The sequence below is a fragment of the Geomonas sp. genome (genome assembly GCF_035254065.1).
Classification (GTDB): domain Bacteria; phylum Desulfobacterota; class Desulfuromonadia; order Geobacterales; family Geobacteraceae; genus Geomonas.
This window is the reverse complement of record NZ_DATFBA010000279.1, coordinates 1-18,819: the sequence shown is the minus strand read 5'-3', so window position 1 is coordinate 18,819 and position 18,819 is coordinate 1. Positions and strand designations below refer to the sequence as shown.

The following is an 18,819-nucleotide window of genomic DNA, read 5'->3' as shown; positions in this document are numbered from 1 at the left end:
AAGTGCTGCGGCGCCCCCAACATGCTCGGTCATGACCGGGAGGGGCTGGTGCAGGCGGCGAGCTACAACACCGAGCTTTTCGAGGCCCATTCCTTCGATTTCGTGGTCACCGACTGCGGAGGGTGCGGAGCCGAGCTGAAGAAGTACGGGCATCACCTGCAAGGACGGGAGGACGCCACCGCCTTCAGCGCCAAGGTGCGCGACATCTCGGAGGTGCTGGCCGGCGAGGCGGAGCAGCTCATGCCGCTTTTGAAACCGCTGCCAGTGAAGGTGACCTATCACGATCCCTGCCACATCTCGCACTGCCAGGGTATCCGCAACCAGCCGCGCGCGCTCATCAAGATGATCCCCGGTATCGACTTCCGCGAGCTCCCCGAGGCGGACTCCTGCTGCGGTTCGGCGGGCACCTACAACCTGGAGAAGCCGGAGATGTCGGACCGGGTGCTGAACAGGAAGGTGGCGAACGTCCAGAAGACCGGGGCCGAGTATCTGGTTACCGGCAACCCCGGCTGTCTCCTGCAACTGAAGAAGGCGCTCGCGGAGGCCGCTCCGCAGGTGAAGGTTATCCATCTCACCGAACTCTTGCAGATGAGCATTGACGCCTGAGAACCTATAGCCGCGAAGAACTACTGAGACAATCGGAGAAAGGCACAGTCTGAGGCAAGCTCGACCTTTGACTGTGTCTTCTCAGATCTTCGACAAAGTTCTCCGTGGCTACTGCTTTTGCTCTCCGAAGTTTCTCCCAAAGAAAAAAGCTGTTGCCAACCTAAAGCTAATATAGTATCCGTGCAGGTCATGAAGTTTTCGCCAATAAAGCCTAAGAAGGTTTCCACCCAGATAGCCGAACAGATCCGCGCCTCCATCCTGGCCGGCGAGTTCAACCCGGGCGAGAAACTCCCCCCCGAACGTGAGCTTGCCGAGATGTTCGGCGTTTCCCGCCCGTCGGTCCGCGAAGCCCTCAACTTCCTCGCCTCCACCGGCCTGGTAGAAACCTACCAAGGGGGCGGTACCGTGGTCCGCTCGCTGGTGGAGACCAACGCCAGCTTGCCGCTGTCGGAGCTGATCCGCATCGACGGCGACCGCGCGCTGGACGTGATCGAGGTGCGCAAGGGGATGGAGTCCTGGACCGCCTGGTATGCGGCCACCCGCGCCCTCCCCGAGGACATCCGCCGCCTGCAGGTGATCGTGGACGGCATGGCCAAGAACCTGGAGGAGCTCAAGCACTCCGAGGACCTGGACGCCCACTTCCACACCCTGATCGCCAAGGCGACCCACAACGTGGTCTGGTTCCACATGATGCAGAGCATCTTCGACGCCATGCAGGAATTCCAGCGCGACGTCTGGCGGGCGGTCTACCTCACCGAAGAAGACCACAAGCTCCTCTACAGCCATCACAACAAGATCTACGAGATGATCCGGGACAGAAACGCGGACGGTGCCCGCGACGCCATGATGGAGCACCTCACCTTCGCCCAGAAGCGCTGCTCAGCCTACGTCTCCATGCGCGGCGGCACCGATATGTCCGGGGCGTAGAGAAACAGATTAAGGTTAAGTTGAGGTTAAGAAAACCTGGAGGCCCGGCTGTTTTGCCGGGCCTTTCTTTTTAAGGTGAAGTCCCCGCCTGAAGAATGAGCTAAGCCGACTACCTTTGACACTCCCTCTCCCTCCGGGAGAGGGCCGGGTGGAGGGCAGCCACGCATCTGTACGCTGTCCCCGCATCGACACTTTCCTCACCCTAGCCCTCCCCCGGAGGGGGAGGGGGCTTTCTGGCATGCGTGATGTGATATCAGTGGGTTACCTGCGATCGCCGAAAGAAGGACCGCGCAGAAGGGTGATAATTGGTGCAGGAGCGTCAGGCCCCGCCGCAATTCCCGCCGATCCCCGTCTGCCGGCTCTTTTTGGTTGATGCAGGGTGCCTTTTTCGGTATAGTTACCCGATTTATCGGTATAGATAAAACCAAGGAGGGTTTTTCAATGATAGATTTCCTCGGCGATTGGAAGCGTACCAGCTACTGCGGCGAACTCAGAGCGGAACACGTGGGACAGGAAGTGGTCCTCATGGGATGGGTGGCGAAGAGGCGCGACCACGGCGGCCTCATCTTCGTCGACCTGCGCGACCGCGACGGCATCGCCCAAGTGGTGTTCGACCCGGAAAGGTGCGCTGATGCCCACGCCAAGGCGGAAGCCGTAAGGAGCGAGTACGTCCTGGCCATCAAGGGCATCGTCGCCCGGCGTCCCGAGGGGACCATCAACCCGAAGATGAAGACCGGCGAGATCGAGGTCGAGGTCACCGAGTGCAAGCTCCTGAACCCCTCCAAGGCCCTGCCGTTCATGCTGGACGGCTTCGTCGACGTCAACGAAAACCTCCGGCTCAAGTACCGCTACCTCGACCTGCGCACCAACCAGCTGCAGTCCAACATGATCCTGCGCTCCAAGGTGGCCCAGGTGACCCGCTCCTACCTGACTGACAACGGCTTCCTGGAGATCGAGACCCCCTTTCTGACCAAGTCCACCCCGGAAGGGGCCCGTGACTTCCTGGTCCCCTCCAGGATCAACAAGGGCGAGTTCTACGCGCTGCCGCAGTCCCCGCAGCTCTTCAAGCAGATCCTGATGGTGTCCGGCATGGACCGCTACTTCCAGATCGTGCGCTGCTTCCGCGACGAGGACCTGCGCGCCGACCGCCAGCCGGAGTTCACCCAGATCGACTGCGAGATGTCCTTCATCCAGAGGGAGGACATCATCAAGGTGATGGAAGGGCTGATGGCCCGCATCTTCTTCGAGGCGAAGGGGATCGAGGTGCCGCTCCCGATCGAGCACATGACCTACGCCGAGGCCATCCGCCGCTTCGGTGTCGATAACCCCGACCTCCGCTTCGGCCTGGAACTGGTCGAGCTCTCCGACATCGTCAAGGACTCCGGCTTCAAGGTCTTCGCCGACGTCACCAAGGGTGGTGGCATCGTCAAGGGGATGAACGTCAAGGGTGGCGGTTCCTTCTCCAGGAAGGAGATCGACGACCTGACCGCCTTCACCGCCATCTACGGTGCCAAGGGTCTTGCCTACGTGAAGATCACTGCCGACGGCTGGCAGTCCCCGATCGCCAAGTTCTTCACCCCCGAAGAGATCGCCACCATGGACAAGGCATTCGGTTCGGAGGAGGGAGACCTGCTCCTCTTCGTGGCCGACAAGCCGAAGGTCGTCAACGACTCGCTCGGCCGCCTGCGTAACCACCTGGCCGCCAAGATGGGCCTCACCGACCCCAACGAGTACCGCTTCGTCTGGATCACCGACTTCCCGCTGCTCGAATGGGACGAGGAGGGGGGCCGCTGGGCCGCGGTGCACCATCCCTTCACCGCGCCCATGGACGAGGACCTGCAGTACGTGGAGAGCGACCCCGGCCGCTGCCGCGCCAAGGCCTACGACCTGGTGCTGAACGGCAACGAGATCGGCGGCGGTTCCATCAGGATCCATCAGGAGGAGGTGCAGTCGCTGATGTTCAAGATGCTCGGCCTCTCCGAGGAGAGCGCCCGCAGCAAGTTCGGCTTCCTTCTGGACGCGCTCGAGTACGGCACCCCGCCGCACGGCGGCATCGCCTTCGGCCTGGACCGCCTGATGATGCTGATCACCGGCTCCGATTCCATCCGCGACGTGATCGCCTTCCCGAAAACGCAGAAGGGCGCCTGCCTGATGTCCGAGGCTCCCTCCGGCGTCGACACCCTGCAGCTGCGCGAGCTCGGCATCCGCCTGGCCGCCAAGTAGCGGCCCCGCTTGAGGCCGACGCGCACCCTCATAGCGCTTCTGCTCGTCTTTGCGCTGGCCGCCTGCGCCACCGAACCACCCCGCTACCGCAAGGCCGCGCTCGGTGCGCTGGTGCGGGTCTACTCCGCGGGAGCGGAGACCCTTTTCCCGGGCGAGTTCCGCAGCACCATGGAGACCTACGGGAAGGCCGAGGCCTTGCAAAAAGAGGGGGAGCGCGACCAGTCCGAGGAGTTTTACTACCTCACCATGCTGAAGGGGGAGCTGCTCGAGAAGGAGATCGTGCAGCTGAAGGCGCGGCAGCGGGAGGAAGAGCTCAAGCGGCAGGAAGAGCGCAAGAGGGCCGAGCTGGCCCGCCAGGCGCAGGAGGAGGCCAACCGGCTGGCTCGCCTGCAGGCGGAAGCGCAGGCGCAGGCGCAGAGGGAGGCGATCGAGGCCGCCCGCAGGAAGGTGGTCAAGCCGCCCAAGGAGCGCATCGTTTTGGTCTCCTCCTACACGGTCAGACGAGGGGAGTCGCTCCCCTTCATCGCCTCGCAGCCGGAGGTGTACGGAGACCGGCTGCTCTGGCCGCTGATCTACAAGGCGAACCGGGCCCAGATCAGGGACCCCCGCCACATCTGGCCGGGGCAGGTGCTCAGGATCCCCCGCAACCAGGGACGCGACGACATCGCCGAGGCCAAGCGCTACGCGCAGGATCACCCGCTGCACTAGATAGAGTAGAGAGAACGAACATCCGCCAGGGGCGGGCCACATCGGCCCGCCCTTTTTCCGTTTTACCCGGGCAGGCAGGTGAGTGGTCGGGGCAACCCTGGCAAGCCGCCCCTTCGCCTGGCTCAGGGTGAACGGTTTAGGGTGGCGCGGGCTCGACCCTCGCGGCTTCATTCATTAGGAAAACGGGGTTCACTCTCCCGTTTCCTCCCCCCTCCGGGAGAGGGAGTGTCAGCTGATCTTTTCTCTCCACGCTGGGTGCATTTGATGATAGCGGCGATCAGCTAACTTCAATAGCCATCGACTATTATGGCTGCCTAACGCGGTTTCCCCCGTCCAGTCAATTTTTTTTCACGAAGTAAAAATTTGCTGCTAGAATTTACCCTTGACACTCAAATTCGATTTGTATACTGTATACAAAATTTTATTCAGGATAGGCGCCGACCCTAACACCGCGGAATGCCTCTAAAATGAGGACAGGGGTTGCAGGGAGCGGCATCGCTGTCCCTTTTTTGTTTCATTCGCAAAGTCGAATAGTTGCTGCCTGTGCCGATGTAGATGACCAACCGCGAGAGACCTTTCGTTAAGCCTGTAGCGATCTGGCATAAAAACCAAGGAGAGATCATGACAACATCAAAGATTATCTGGACTAAGATCGATGAAGCACCCGCACTGGCGACCTACTCTCTGCTCCCCATCGTCAACGCCTTCACCAAGGCGGCCGGCGTCGAGGTAGAAACCAGGGACATCTCCCTCGCTGGCAGGATCATCGCGAACTTCCCCGAGAACCTGACCGAGGACCAGAAGATCGCCGATGAACTGGCCTACCTGGGTGAGCTGACCCAGAAGCTGGAAGCCAACATCATCAAGCTCCCCAACGTCTCCGCCTCCATCCCGCAGCTGAAGGCCGCCATCGCCGAGCTGCAGAGCCAGGGCTACAACATCCCCAACTACCCGGAGGATCCCAAGACCGAGGAAGAGAAGGCGCTCAACGCCCGTTTCGCCAAGGTGCTCGGCTCCGCCGTCAACCCGGTGCTGCGCGAGGGTAACTCCGACCGCCGTTCCGCCAAGGCCGTCAAGGAATACGCCAAGAAGCACCCGCACAAGATGGGTGCCTGGACCGCCGACTCCAAGAGCCACGTCTCCCACATGACCGCCGGCGACTTCTACCACTCCGAGAAGTCCGCCACCATTCCGGAGGCCGGCACCTACAAGATCGAGTTCGTGGACAAGGCCGGCAAGGCCACCTGCATGAAAGAGCTCAAGCTGCAGGCCGGTGAGGTAGTCGACGGCTCCTTCATGAGCGTCAAGGCCCTCAGGAAGTTCATCGCCGAGCAGATCGACGACGCCAAGGCCAAGGGGATCCTCTTCTCCGTCCACCTCAAGGCCACCATGATGAAGATCTCCGACCCGATCATCTTCGGGCATTTCGTCTCGGTCTTCTTCGAGGACGTCTTCAGCAAGCACGCCGCCACCTTCAAGGAGCTGGGCGTCAACCCCGACCTCGGCCTGGGCGACCTCTACAAGAAGATCGCCAACCTCCCCGAGGCGCAGCGCGCCGAGATCGAGGCCGACATCAAGGCCGTCTACACCAAGCGCCCCGAGATGGCCATGGTCGACTCCGACAAAGGGATCACCAACCTGCACGCCTCCAACGACATCATCATCGACGCCTCCATGCCGGTGGTGATCCGCGACTCCGGCAAGATGTGGGGCCCGGACGGCAAGCTGCACGACGTCAAGTGCGTGGTGCCCGACACCAGCTACTCCGAGTGGTACCAGGTCTGCATCGACTTCTGCAAACAGAACGGCCAGTTCGACCCGACCACCATGGGCTCCACCTCCAACGTGGGCCTGATGGCGCAGAAGGCAGAAGAGTACGGCTCCCACGACAAGACCTTCAAGGCTGCCGCCGACGGCACCTTCCGCCTGGTCGACCCGGCCGGCAAGGTGGTGTTCGAGCACCAGGTCGAAGAGGGTGATATCTGGAGGGGCTGCCAGGCCAAGGACCTGCCGATCCAGGACTGGGTCAAGCTTGCCGTCAACCGCGCCCGCGCCACCAAGACTCCGGCCGTCTTCTGGCTCGACAAGAACCGCGCCCACGACGCCCAGCTGATCGCCAAGGTCGAGAAGTACCTCAAAGACCACGACACCACCGGGCTCGAGCTCCCGATCATGGCTCCGCCCGAGGCGATGCTCTACACCTGCAAGCGCGCCAAGGCGGGCCAGGACACCATCACCGTCACCGGCAACGCGCTCAGGGACTACCTGACCGACCTGTTCCCGATCCTCGAGCTCGGCACCTCCGCCAAGATGCTCTCCATCGTGCCGCTTTTGGCCGGCGGCGGCCTCTTCGAGACCGGTGCGGGCGGTTCCGCTCCCAAGCACGTGCAGCAGTTCCAGCAGGAAGGCTACCTGCGCTGGGATTCCCTGGGCGAGTTCCTGGCCCTGGCCGTCTCCCTCGAGCACCTGGCCGCCACCTTCAAGAACGAGAAGGCGCAGCTTTTGGCCGACACCCTGGATGCCGCCAACACCAAGTTCCTCGACCAGAACAAGAACCCGGCGCGTAAGGTCGGCCAGATCGACAACCGCGGCTCGCACTTCTACCTGGCCATGTACTGGGCCGAGGCGCTCGCCGCCCAGACCAAGGACGCAGCTCTGGCCGCCCAGTTCGCCAAGGTCGCCAAAGAGCTGCAGGCTAACGAAGAGAAGATCAACGCCGAACTGATCGGCGCACAGGGTAAACCGGTCGACATGGGCGGCTACTACCACCCCAACGATGCCATGACCGAAAAAGCCATGCGTCCGAGCGCAACGCTGAACGCAATCATCGACGCTATCAACGCATAACGAGTTGTTCCACGTAACCTGCACAAACACTTTTTATTACGGAGGAAGAAAAAATGGCACGTAAGAAAATCGCTCTCATCGGTGGTGGTCAGATTGGTGGCGTCCTTGCTCAGCTCTGCGCTCTGCGTGAACTCGGCGACGTCGTGATGTTCGACATCGTGGAAGGCCTTCCCCAGGGCAAGATGCTGGACATCGCCGAAGCAGCTCCGGTTGACGGCTTCGACGTCTGCCTGAAAGGGACCAACTCCTACGAGGACATCAAAGGCGCCGACGTGGTCATCGTCACCGCAGGTCTTCCCCGCAAACCGGGCATGAGCCGCGACGACCTGATCGAAGTCAACTCCAAGATCATGACCTCCGTCGCCGAAGGCATCAAGGCCAACGCCCCCAACGCCTTCGTGATCGTCATCTCCAACCCGCTGGACGCCATGGTGACCCTCTGCCAGAAGATCACCGGCTTCCCGGTCAACAAGGTCATCGGCCAGGCCGGCGTGCTGGACTCCGCCCGCTTCAAAGCCTTCATCGCCTGGGAACTGGGCGTTTCCGTGAAGGACGTCAACGCCATGACCCTGGGCGGCCACGGCGACGACATGGTGCCGCTGATCCGCTACGCCTCCGTGAACGGCATCCCCGTCATGGAGCTGCTCGAGAAGAAGTACAAGGACAAGGCCAAGGCCAAGGAAGTCATGGACGCCATGGTCAAGCGTACCCGCGGTGCGGGCGGCGAGGTTGTCGCCCTGCTGAAGACCGGTTCCGCCTTCTACTCCCCGGCTTCCTCCGCCATCGCCATGGCAGAGTCCTACCTGAAGGACTCCAAGCGCTGCCTCCCCTCCTGCGTGTTCCTGAACGGCGAGTTCGGCGTGCAGGGCTATTACGTGGGCGTGCCGACCGTGATCGGCGCAGGCGGCGTAGAGCAGATCCTCGAGTTCGAACTGGACGCCGAGGAGCAGGCGATGATGGACAAGTCGGTTGCCGCCGTTAAGGAACTGGTCGGCTCCATGAAATAAGGGTTTGGCATAGCCGAACCAGGGGCAAGGAGGTGTCCCCTCCTTGCCCCTTTTTTGCGAACTACAGCCTTAAAACCATGTTTTTCCGCCAACAGCGCGCTTGCGTTTTGTATACAGTGTGTGCTATAAAGCGGTCTTATTTCCAGCCTGAAAGGGCAAATCAGTCAAAGGAGCTACGTGGATGGAGAAAAAACTGCCGACCATCGAGATCATCGAAAAGTACTGCAAGGGGTGCCACATCTGTGTGGAGTTCTGCCCGACTAAGGTCTTGGAGATGAAGGGTTTTGTGGCGAGTGTCAAGAATCTTGAGGCTTGCATCAAGTGCATGCAGTGCGAACTGCGCTGCCCTGACTTTGCGATCAAAGTGACAGCTTAATACTTTTCAGGAGGTAGTTAAAGTGGCTAAGAAAGTTGCATTCCTTCAGGGGAACGAAGCCGCCGCGCAGGGTGCTCTCTACGCCGGTTGCACATTCTTCGGCGGTTATCCGATCACCCCTTCCACCGAGGTGGCCGAGGTGATGTCCGTCGAGCTGCCGAAGGTCGGCGGCAAGTTTATCCAGATGGAGGACGAGATCGGTGCCATGGCCTCCGTGATCGGCGCCTCCTTGACCGGCGCCAAGGTGCTCACCGCGACCTCCGGCCCGGGCCTCTCGCTCAAGCAGGAGCTGATCGGCTACGCCTGCATCGCCGAGACCCCCTGCGTCATCGTCAACGTCATGAGGGGCGGCCCCTCCACCGGCATGCCGACCGGCCCGTCGCAGTCCGACGTGATGTGCGCCAAGTGGGGCACCCACGGTGACCACCCGGCCATCTGCCTGACCCCGGCTTCCGTGCAGGAGCTCTTCGAAGAGACCGTGCGCGCCTTCAACCTGGCCGAGAAGTACCGCACCCCGGTCATGGTCATGCCGGACGAGATCGTGGCCCACATGCGCGAGCGCATCGTGTTCCCCGAGCCGGGCGAGCTGGAAGTCATCGACCGCACCGCTCCCTCCGTCGGCCCCGCCGAGTACAAGCCGTACGACACCAGCTTCGGCGACGTGCCGCCGCTGGCAGCCTTCGGCTCCGGCTACCGCTTCCACGTCACCGGCCTCAACAAGGGCCAGGACGGCTTCCCGACCACCAAGGCTGCCTGGGTGCAGGCCGAGGAAGAGCGCCAGGTGCGCAAGGTCGAAGCCAACGTGGACGACATCGTGAAGTTTGAAGAGTACATGCTGGATGATGCCGAAGTCGCCATCGTCGCCTACGGTTCCACCTCCCGCTCCGCCCGTTTTGCCGTCAATGAGGCGCGCAAGCAGGGCATCAAGGCCGGTCTCTTCAGGATCAAGACCTTCTGGCCGTTCCCCGAGAAGCAGATCAGCGCGCTTGCCGGCAAGGTGAAAGCTATTATCACCCCCGAGATGAACCTCGGCATGTGCACCCAGGTTGTGAAGGGCTGCATTGACGGGAAAGCACCGGTCCTCGGCATCTTCCGTGTTGACGGCGAGCCGATCAACCCGGGCCAGATCCTCGAAAAGATCAAGGAGGTCAAGTAACATGTCTTTTGATTACGATAAGTACATCCGTCCCGGCAAGCTGCCCCACATCTGGTGCCCGGGCTGCGGCCACGGCATCGTCATGAAGGGCCTGATCAGGGCGATCGACACCCTTGGCCTCGACAAGAGCAACACCGCCATCGTTTCCGGTATCGGCTGCGCCTCGCGCCTTCCCGGCTACCTCGACTGCTGCACCCTGCACACCGCTCACGGCCGTGCTGCCGCCTTCGCCACCGGCGTGAAGATGGCCAAGCCGGAGATGAACGTCATCCTGTGCGGCGGCGACGGCGACGGCACCGCCATCGGCGGCAACCACTTCATCCACGCCTGCCGTCGTAACATCGACATGACCTACATCATCATGAACAACAACATCTACGGGATGACCGGCGGCCAGTTCTCGCCCTGCACCCCGACCGGCGCCAAGGCATCCACCACCCCCTACGGGAACCCGGATCCGGCCTTTGACGTCGCCCAGCTGGCCATCGGCGCCGGCGCCACCTTCGTGGCCCGCGGCACCGCCTACCACGCGACCCAGATCGACAAGCTGATCGTGGAAGCGATCCAGCACAAGGGCTTCTCCGTGGTCGAGATCCTCGACGACTGCCCGACCACCTACGGCCGCCGCAACAAGTTCAAGTCGGTCATCGAGATGATGAACCGCCTGAAGGAAGTTGCCGTCCCGGTGAAGGCCGCCGAGAAGATGACCGCCGAGCAGCTGGAAGGCAAGATCATCACCGGCGTTCTGCACAAGGTCGAGAAGCCGGACTACACCACCGAATACGCCAAGGTCATTGAGCGCGCCAAGAAATAAATAAAGGAAGGAGAACCCAAGATGTCTCAGAGATATGAAATCAGATTTTCCGGGGCTGGCGGGCAGGGTCTCATCCTTGCCGGCGTGATCATGGCCGAAGCCGCCTCCATCTACGACGGCAAGCAGGCCGTCCAGTCGCAGAGCTACGGCCCGGAGGCCCGCGGTGGCGCTTCCAAGTCGGAGGTCATCGTCTCCGACACCACCATCGACTACCCGAAGGCAACCGTGGTTGACGCCCTCCTGGCGCTGACCCAGGAAGCCTGCGACAAGTACTCGCACGACCTCAAAGAGGGCGGCGTGCTGCTGGTCGACTCCGACCTGGTCACCAAGCTCCCGAAAGGGAACTTCAAGACCGTGGCCTTCCCGATCATCAACACCGCCAAGAACGAAGTCGGTCGCGAGATCGTGGCCAACATCGTTGCGCTGGGCGCCATGGTGGCCCTGACCGGCGTGGTTTCCAAGGAATCCGCCGAGAAGGCGGTCCTTGCCCGCGTACCGGAGGCCTTCATGGAGCTGAACAAGAAGGCCTTCTCCATGGGCTTTGACAAGGCCACCGCAGCTTCGGTCTAGTCGGAACCGGATACTTGCAGTAGAAAGCCCGGCGGGGAAACTCGCCGGGCTTTTTTTTATCTGTTACTGCAAAAGCAGACCACAGAGGACACAGAGGTTTCACGGCGGACACAGTGGTCGGGGAGTACACGGAAGTTTCACCGAAGGGAGAGACACTCTAAAGGCTGGGCCCTGGGAACTTCAGAAGGTGCAGCCGGTTGTCATAATCGGGTTGCACAGCGTCCCCTCCCCTTCAAGGGGAGGGACAGGGTGAGGATGGGGTAGGGTTGTGACAGTATCAGCTAAATCTGGGACATGATTGAAGTTCCCACGCTTTCGGATATAACTAGTACTCTGTCAGTTCTTGTTTCACCTGAAAGGAAGGAAACATGTCCCTCGAACTCTGCCACATGGCGCTCAGACAGACGCTCGATCTGATCGGACTCACCGATGACACCCTGCGAGGCTTCTCGCGCCGAAAATTCAACAGCGACGACCTTTACAATGACGTCCTGGGGAAACTGCTGGGAGGGAAGGGGAGAAGAGGCCCGGCGGCCATCTTCATCGCCTCCGAGCGTCCCGACTGCTCATGCTGCACCGGAAGGCTCTTTCACCTGAGGGAGGGCCAGCTCGTGGAGAGATCGGAGCCGATCTCCATCGACGCCACCTCGAGTTTTGCCATCACCCTGGTGAAGGTGGAAGGTGAGCGCGAGGTGGTGCCGGTCAACTGGAAGGATATCAGCGGGTCGGTGGAGGAGTTCCAGAATTTCTTCGATCCACGGGTTGTCGACGCTATGGAAGATGCCATAGTCAACTTCGTGAGCTGCCGGATCAGCGGCGAATCCCCCGGTGTCATCGTTGCCTTCAACTACGCGGGCGGGGCCACCGAGTACGACGCGGACGTGTTGAGGAGCGCTGCCGTGGTGATTGGCTCGCTGCTCACGGTATCGAGCTTCATGCAGGAAACGGAGCGGGCCTTCGTCTACACCATCGAGGCGCTGGCCAGGGCCTGCGAGGCCGCCGAGCCCGACACCGGCAGGCACGTCGTGCGAGTCAACAAATACGCAGGCGCGCTGGCGGCCAACATGGGCTTCAACTCCTCCTTCGTGGAGGAGATTTCCACCTCGGCGCAGATGCACGACGTTGGGAAGATCAGGATCCCTCCCAGCATCCTGCTGAAGCAGGGGCCTCTCACCCACAAGGAGATGCAGCTGATGCGACAGCATCCCGCCTTCGGCCTGGAGATACTGGGTGAGTCGCCAAGGCTTAAGGTGGCGAGGGATATCGCCATTTCCCATCACGAAAACTGGGACGGGAGTGGTTACCCGAAGCGGCTCAAAGGTGAGCGGATACCGGTTGCCGGGCGGATCGTCAGGGTCGCCGACGTCTACGATGCGCTACGCTCCCGGCGAAGCTACAAAGGGCCGCTGACCCACCAGGAGGCCTTGGAGATCTTCCGGCATGGCGACGACCGGATCAACCCGGAGGGGCACTTCGATCCAGCCGTGCTGGCCGCCTTCTTCAAGATCGAGCATATGTTCGACGCGATCTATGACAGCTCGGTGCTGAAACTAGCCCCCCCTCCCTAACCCTCCCCCTTCGGGAGAGGGGATGTCGGAAGAATGGATTTTAAAGTCTCCCTGAGCAGCTCCACCCGTCGCTGCATGAGGATTTGCTGGCAGCTTTCCGGCGGGAAGGATGGGTCGCTGAAAAGAGCGGGGTCGAGCCCCAACTGCGCGGCGTTCATCGACGCGATGCGCACCGTCTCCTGCCAACCGGCCATCACTCCTCCGCTGTCGGCACGGACCACCATCGGCAGGATCCCTTCAATGCCCCCCTTGATGGCCCCCTGGGCGACCTTTATCTTGGTCGACTCCCTCAGTTCCTCCCAGTTGTTGCCGTTACCGTGAAACCTGCAGGTGGCCTGCAGGGCCCGCTGCAGTGACACCGGCAGCCGCAGTCTCTTGCAGAAAGCCGCGGCAGCGGCTGCCCCGGCCTCCTCATGCCCGTGATGTTTCGGGTACTCCGTTTCAGGGGTTGCCAGCTTGCCGAGGTCATGGAATAGCGCGCAGAACCTGGCGATGACATCCGGACTCTGCAGCGACATCCTCTCCAGCGCCTGCATCGCGTGCGCGAAAAGATCGCCTTCGGGGTGGTACTGCAGGGGACCCGCCGGCACCTCAGGCATCCGGAAGATCTCCGGCAGGTAGCTCTCTCCCACCTGGAACTCCAGCATCCGGCGGAAAAAGCGGGTCGGCTCTTCCTTGGTGAGGGCCTTCAGCATCTCCTGGGAAAAGCGTTCTACAGGCACTCCCTGAAGGGGGTCGGACCAGTCACCCGACAAGACTTGGGCGCTCGCCTCGGGATCGAGACGCCACCCCTCGCACTCGAAACGAAGAGCGCGAAAGATCCTGACCGGGTCGTTGCGCAGGCTGTCGGCGCTGCAGGTGCGCAGGATCCTCTTCGCCAGGTCCCCTCGTCCGACCAGCGGATCGAGGATGTTGCCGTCTAAGGTCATGGCAATGGCATTGATGGTGAAGTCGCGGCGCTGAAGATCGGACGGGAGGTTTTCGAGAGAGTCGAGCTGGGTGACCTCGATCTTGCCCAGCTCCTTGTGGAAGAGGAAGTAAATGTTCGGTGTGCTTTTCGATTCGACCAGTCTGAAGCCGAGGGAGGTAAGCTCTGAGGGAGGAACGGCCGCGACCAGGTCGACATCCTGGCAGTCGATGCCGAGCAGGATGTCCCGCACCATGCCGCCCACCATAAGCAGTCGGTCGTGCAGACGCCGAGGAAAAAAGGAGTTTATCTTGGCGATGACAGCGTCCATCGTAGACCCAGAACTTTAAGAGCGATGAACAGGATGAACAGGATGGACAGGATGGACAGGATGAACTCAGAAGTAAAAGCATTAGCAACGAAGTCCGCACATCAAGTCCCCCCCCTTGATAAAGGGGGGACAGGGGGGATTGCTCTTTTTTGCTTGTACCTAATCACAAATATTTGCTTCCATCCCTTTCATCCTGTTCATCGCTGTTAAATAAATAGCTTTTTAAGTGACTATTTCACCCTCTCCAGCAGTGCCACGTCCTCCACATGCACCGTCTGCGGGAACATGTCCACCGGCTGCACCTCGACAGTGCGGTAGCCAAGTCTGGAGAGTATGTCGAGGTCGCGCGAGAGCGTATCAGGCGAGCAGGAGACGTAAATGATCCTGGCCGGCTTGATGTTGGCGACGCTCTTCAGCACCTTCTCCTCGCACCCCTTCCTGGGCGGATTCAGCACGATAAGGTCGGCGCCCCCTTCCTCGCCGATCTCATCGATGAGGTGCACCGCATCTCCGGCCTCGAAGCTGCAGTTTTCGGCGTGGTTTAAGGCCGCGTTCTCGGTGGCGTCGGCGACGGCTGCCTCTACGAACTCAATGCCGACCACCTCGCTGGCCTGGTCGGCGAGGTACAGGGAGATCCCGCCGATACCGCAGTACACGTCGATGACCCGCTCCTTGCCGGTAAGCTTTGCGAACTCGCGCACCTTCTCGTAGATGATCTGGGCCGCCCCGCTGTTCACCTGGAAGAACGAGTGCGGAGAAAGGTGGAAGCTCTTGTCACCCACAAAGGCGCGTAGTGTGCGCTCCTTGGTAATGAAGCGGTCTTTATGGCCGAAGATGACGTTGCCGGTGGAGGCGTTGATGTTCTGTGCGACCACCGCCACCTCGGGGACCTCCTGCTGGACGTACTTCGCCAGGTGGTGGATTTCGTTGTAGCCTTGCTCACTGGTGACGAAGACAACCATCACCTTGTTGCTTTGTTCAGCCACGCGGACCACCAGGTAGCGCAGGAGTCCCATCTCGCTCTTCGGGTTGTAGACGGGAACCTTCCCCTTCTTGATGCCGATCTTGGTGGCCTTCACCACCTTGTTGATGAGCGGGTGGTGCAGAGCGCAGCTGTCGATCTCCATCACGTCGTGGGTGTTTCGCCGGTAGATGCCGATCACCGGATCCGAGTTCTTGCCGGCAATCACCAGTTTGGCGGTGTTTCGGTAGTTGATCTGCTTGGGGGAGGCGATGGTGTCGCGGATAGTTGCCTCGGCGAGCGAGGGGAATTTCCGCATTTCCCTGGTGACCAGCTCCTTCTTCCAGGCAAGCTGGGCCGGGTAGCGCATCTGGATCAGCGGGCAGCCGTCGCACATGCGGCCAGGCATGCAGGCGGGAGCAGTTTCACGGTCAGGTGAGGCCTTCAGCGTTTTTAGCGCGTTGGCAAACGTCTCCCGGCGCCCGACATAGGTGACCCTCGCCACCAGCACCTCACCCGGCAGTCCACCCGCTACCAGGAAGCGCGTCCCTTCGTGAATGGCTACGCCAAAACCGTCGTTGTCAGTGGACATGATGTGGAGCTCCACCGTCTGCCCCGAGTGCAGCTTCGGCCGGCGCTCCACTGCTTCCCTTGTCTTCCCTGCGCCCTTTGCAAGGCTGCCCTTATCCCTTCCTTTATCCCTGTCTTTGGCATGGGGTCTGGAGTGGCCGTCACCCGACTTGCTAAAGGCTCTTCCCTCAACGCCTTTGCCAAAGGTTCTTTCTTCACCCTTTTTGCCAACGGTTTTCTCTTCCCCACCCTTGATGAAGGAGGGACGGGTGCGATTGCTTGTTGCCTCAGCTTTTCCGCCAGCTTTTGCCAACTCTTTCCCGCCACCCCTATTGACTGCCCCATTTCGGTCAAAGCTCTTACTTTCACCCTGGGATACGCGACTCTCTTTGCCCTTCCGGAACTGGTCGCGCACCTCGCTCTTAGAAGGAGCAGCGTTATCCTCCCTCTTAGCGAATGTGCCCTTGTCTTTACCTTGTGCAAAGGAGCGCTTGGTGGGGGCCGCTTCACTCTTTGCTGCGGGGTGTTCAGTATCTTTTCGTTTTGAAGGGGAGCGTGTGACTGTGGCCGCAGAGTGAGCCTTGCTCGGCTTGTGCCGGTCACTGGCTTTATGCGGTCCGGATTTGGGTGCGTGAGTCGGGGAGGAGCCGGTCGAATCGTTCCCGGCTCTGTTCTTACTGTTGGCAGGCATTTTATTTTTCATCCCTCATACTTAAATGGAAAAGCTACTCCTGTCAACCGCCGAATGGTGCGACCGCCATGCTTGCGGCAATGGCCATCGGCAGTAGACTTAAGCCTTGTGCGTGCGCGAAAGGAGGCAGAACGTGAGCAGAATTACCAAGGCGACCCTGTTGCTGTTACCGGTCCTGCTTTTGCTGGCTATCTCATCGCTCCCGGCCAAGGAGGTAAAAAGGATGAACCTCTCCAGTCCCGAGTTTGCTAAAGGCCAACCGATCCCGGCCAAGTACAGCTGCAAAGGGGATGACGTCAATCCTCCCCTGGTCATCGAAGGAGTCCCTGCCGAGGCCAAAGCCCTCGCGCTGATCATGGACGATCCGGACGCGCCGGTCGGCACCTGGGTGCATTGGGTGATGTGGAACATCGAACCATCAACTAAGCAGATCGCGCAGTCCAGCGTCCCCGCCGGTGCCCAGCAGGGGATCAACAGCTGGAAGCGGAACAATTACGGCGGCCCCTGTCCTCCGTCCGGCACTCACCGATACTTCTTCAAGCTCTACGCCCTCAAGGAGCGGCTCGATCTCCCCGCCTCGACCACCAGCCAGCAACTGGAACATGCCATGCACGGCAAGGTCCTCGCTCAGTGCGAGCTGATGGGAACCTTCAGCCACTGATAGATCCACTACTTCCTACTCTCGTGAGCTCTCCCTCTCCCTGCGGGAGAGGGCCGGGGTGAGGGGGGTCTCAACGAGCCGCAATGTCTCCGCTTACCGTGGCTTCCCTCACCCTAACCCTCTCCCGGAAGGAGAGGGAACTCTCGGACCAAAAGTCCCTTTTAATGCCACAATCCGGGACACTCATTCTCCTGCAACGGCTCATCATTCCTTGCTTTTCGGGGCTGTTTTAGCTACTATGTCCCGCTATGAGAAAATTAACCAAGCAGATCCAGATAGGGGACGTGAAGATCGGCGGAGGGGCTCCCTGCGCGGTCCAGTCCATGTGTTCCACCGATACCAGGGACGTCGCGGCGACCCTCGCCCAGATCGGACGCCTCGCCGAGGTCGGCTGCGAAATTATACGTTGTGCGGTTCCCGACATGGACGCCGCCATCGCTCTGGCCGCCATCAAGGCCGGCAGCTCCATGCCGCTGATCGCTGACATCCATTTCGATTACAAGCTGGCCCTGAAGGCGCTGGAATCCGGCGTCGACGGCCTGCGCCTGAATCCTGGCAACATCGGCGAGCGCTGGAAAGTTGCCGAGGTCGTGAAGGCCGCCTCCGAGCGGAAGATCCCCATCCGCATCGGCGTAAACGGCGGATCGCTGGAAAAGGACCTGCTGGTCAAGTACGGTCATCCCACCCCGGAAGCCATGGTTGAGTCGGCGCTGGGACACGTCCGCATCCTCGAGGGTCTCGGCTACGACCAGATCAAGGTCTCCATCAAGGTCTCCGACGTGGTACGGACCCTGGAAGCCTATCGCCTCCTCTCCGAAGCCATCGACTATCCCCTCCACATCGGCGTCACCGAGGCGGGCACCGTCTTCTCCGGTACCATCAAATCCTCGGTCGGCCTCGGCATTCTGCTCCACCAGGGGATCGGCGACACCATGCGCGTCTCACTGACCGGTGACCCCGTCGACGAGGTCCGCGTCGCCTACGACATCCTGAAGTCCCTGGATCTCAGGAAGCGCGGCATCAACTTCGTTTCCTGCCCCACCTGCGGCCGCTGCCAGATCGATCTCATCCCTGTGGCCGAAGAAGTGGAGAAGAGACTCGGCTTTTTGGATAAGAACATCACCGTCGCCGTCATGGGGTGCGCAGTCAACGGTCCGGGCGAGGCCCGCGAAGCCGACTTCGGCATCGCCGGTGGCAAAGGCGAAGGACTCCTCTTTAAAAACGGCGAGATCATCAGGAAAGTCCCCGAAAAGGAAATGGCTGACGCGCTGGTCGAAGAAGTTCTGCGCTCGACTGAAAGCCAGAAACCATAGCAACAGTAACGATAAAGACGGATTTCAAGCCAAAAACGTTAGCCCACGGATGACGCGGATGCGACGGATTTCCGCGGAATAAGATGCAAAGAGCTTTCAGGTTTTTCCAAAAGTCCTTCTTTCTTCTTGTTCCGTGCAGATCCGTTCAATCCGCGTCATCCGCGGGCTAAAGCCTTTGACTTTTTCCGCGTGCATCCTTTGAAATTTTCCGCGCAAATCTAACTACACGAGGCACACTCAGATGCGTTATTCACAGTATTTTATCCCGACCGTAAAAGAGACTCCCTCGGATGCCGAGGTTATCTCCCACAAACTCATGCTGCGCGCCGGCATGATCAGAAAACTTGCCGCCGGCATCTACAACTACCTCCCGCTGGGGCTGCGCTCCATCAGGAAGGTGGAGCAGATCGTCCGCGAAGAGATGAACAGGGCAGGGGCCATCGAGCTCCTGATGCCCGCTGTGCAGCCGGCCGAGCTCTGGAAGGAGTCGGGGCGCTGGGATTTCTACGGCAAGGAACTGCTCCGCTTCAAGGACCGCAAGGACGCCGAGTTCTGCATGGGCCCCACCCACGAGGAGGTCATC

15 protein-coding genes and 1 pseudogene are annotated in these 18,819 nt (G+C 60.7%); 14 read left to right on the top strand and 2 right to left on the bottom strand.

Annotated features, from left to right (window positions below; genetic code table 11):
- From VJ604_RS12855 to VJ604_RS12805, 11 genes are all read left to right on the top strand, one after another.
- The coding region (locus tag VJ604_RS12855; RefSeq protein ID WP_324083119.1) for a (Fe-S)-binding protein at window positions 1-606 on the top strand (606 nt) is incomplete at its 5' end.
- Between the two features lie 189 nt (window positions 607-795).
- A complete protein-coding gene (locus VJ604_RS12850) occupies window positions 796-1,533 on the top strand; it encodes a FadR/GntR family transcriptional regulator (RefSeq protein WP_324083121.1) in 738 nt (245 codons plus the stop codon).
- Between the two features lie 441 nt (window positions 1,534-1,974).
- Entirely contained in the window at window positions 1,975-3,756 is a 1,782-nt protein-coding gene (aspS, locus tag VJ604_RS12845; protein WP_324083118.1) for an aspartate--tRNA ligase, read from the top strand.
- Window positions 3,757-3,765: 9 nt separating this feature from the next.
- Complete coding sequence (locus VJ604_RS12840) at window positions 3,766-4,464, top strand: LysM peptidoglycan-binding domain-containing protein (protein ID WP_324083115.1); 699 nt, start codon at window positions 3,766-3,768, stop codon at window positions 4,462-4,464.
- Between the two features lie 621 nt (window positions 4,465-5,085).
- Complete coding sequence (locus VJ604_RS12835; protein WP_324083113.1) at window positions 5,086-7,311, top strand: NADP-dependent isocitrate dehydrogenase; 2,226 nt, start codon at window positions 5,086-5,088, stop codon at window positions 7,309-7,311.
- Between the two features lie 53 nt (window positions 7,312-7,364).
- Window positions 7,365-8,318, top strand: a complete 954-nt coding sequence (gene mdh, locus VJ604_RS12830) for a malate dehydrogenase (protein WP_324083112.1) — start codon at window positions 7,365-7,367, stop codon at window positions 8,316-8,318.
- A 181-nt stretch (window positions 8,319-8,499) separates the two neighbouring features.
- A complete protein-coding gene (locus VJ604_RS12825) occupies window positions 8,500-8,694 on the top strand; it encodes a 4Fe-4S binding protein (RefSeq protein WP_012531327.1) in 195 nt (64 codons plus the stop codon).
- Between the two features lie 22 nt (window positions 8,695-8,716).
- Entirely contained in the window at window positions 8,717-9,850 is a 1,134-nt protein-coding gene (locus tag VJ604_RS12820) for a 2-oxoacid:acceptor oxidoreductase subunit alpha (protein WP_324083101.1), read from the top strand.
- 1 nt (window position 9,851) lies between these two features.
- The gene (locus VJ604_RS12815) at window positions 9,852-10,664 is read left to right on the top strand and encodes a 2-oxoacid:ferredoxin oxidoreductase subunit beta (protein ID WP_324083099.1); all 813 of its coding nucleotides are present in this window, start codon (window positions 9,852-9,854) and stop codon (window positions 10,662-10,664) included.
- A gap of 21 nt (window positions 10,665-10,685) precedes the next feature.
- Window positions 10,686-11,234: a 2-oxoacid:acceptor oxidoreductase family protein gene (locus VJ604_RS12810; RefSeq protein ID WP_324083097.1), complete on the top strand. Its 549-nt coding sequence runs from the start codon at window positions 10,686-10,688 to the stop codon at window positions 11,232-11,234.
- Window positions 11,235-11,602: 368 nt separating this feature from the next.
- The gene (locus VJ604_RS12805; RefSeq protein WP_324083095.1) at window positions 11,603-12,802 is read left to right on the top strand and encodes an HD-GYP domain-containing protein; all 1,200 of its coding nucleotides are present in this window, start codon (window positions 11,603-11,605) and stop codon (window positions 12,800-12,802) included.
- Here VJ604_RS12805 and VJ604_RS12800 read toward each other — a convergent pair.
- Complete coding sequence (locus VJ604_RS12800) at window positions 12,799-14,040, bottom strand: HD domain-containing protein (protein ID WP_324083094.1); 1,242 nt, start codon at window positions 14,038-14,040, stop codon at window positions 12,799-12,801. The two genes, VJ604_RS12805 and VJ604_RS12800, sit on opposite strands and share 4 nt — an antisense overlap.
- Window positions 14,041-14,270: 230 nt before the next feature.
- Window positions 14,271-15,593, bottom strand: a complete 1,323-nt coding sequence (gene rlmD, locus VJ604_RS12795; protein ID WP_324083091.1) for a 23S rRNA (uracil(1939)-C(5))-methyltransferase RlmD — start codon at window positions 15,591-15,593, stop codon at window positions 14,271-14,273.
- A gap of 802 nt (window positions 15,594-16,395) precedes the next feature.
- On the opposite strand from rlmD, the gene VJ604_RS12790 reads away from it, so the two are divergent.
- The 3 genes and pseudogenes from VJ604_RS12790 to VJ604_RS12780 form a co-directional block, all read left to right on the top strand.
- On the top strand, window positions 16,396-16,923 hold the full coding sequence (locus VJ604_RS12790) for a YbhB/YbcL family Raf kinase inhibitor-like protein (RefSeq protein WP_324083089.1): 528 nt from the start codon (window positions 16,396-16,398) through the stop codon (window positions 16,921-16,923).
- Window positions 16,924-17,171: 248 nt separating this feature from the next.
- Window positions 17,172-18,236 carry a flavodoxin-dependent (E)-4-hydroxy-3-methylbut-2-enyl-diphosphate synthase gene (ispG, locus tag VJ604_RS12785; RefSeq protein ID WP_324083087.1) on the top strand — a complete coding sequence of 355 codons (1,065 nt, stop codon included), beginning with the start codon at window positions 17,172-17,174 and terminating at the stop codon, window positions 18,234-18,236.
- A gap of 241 nt (window positions 18,237-18,477) precedes the next feature.
- Window positions 18,478-18,819, top strand: a pseudogene (locus tag VJ604_RS12780) (proline--tRNA ligase); the annotation flags it as partial.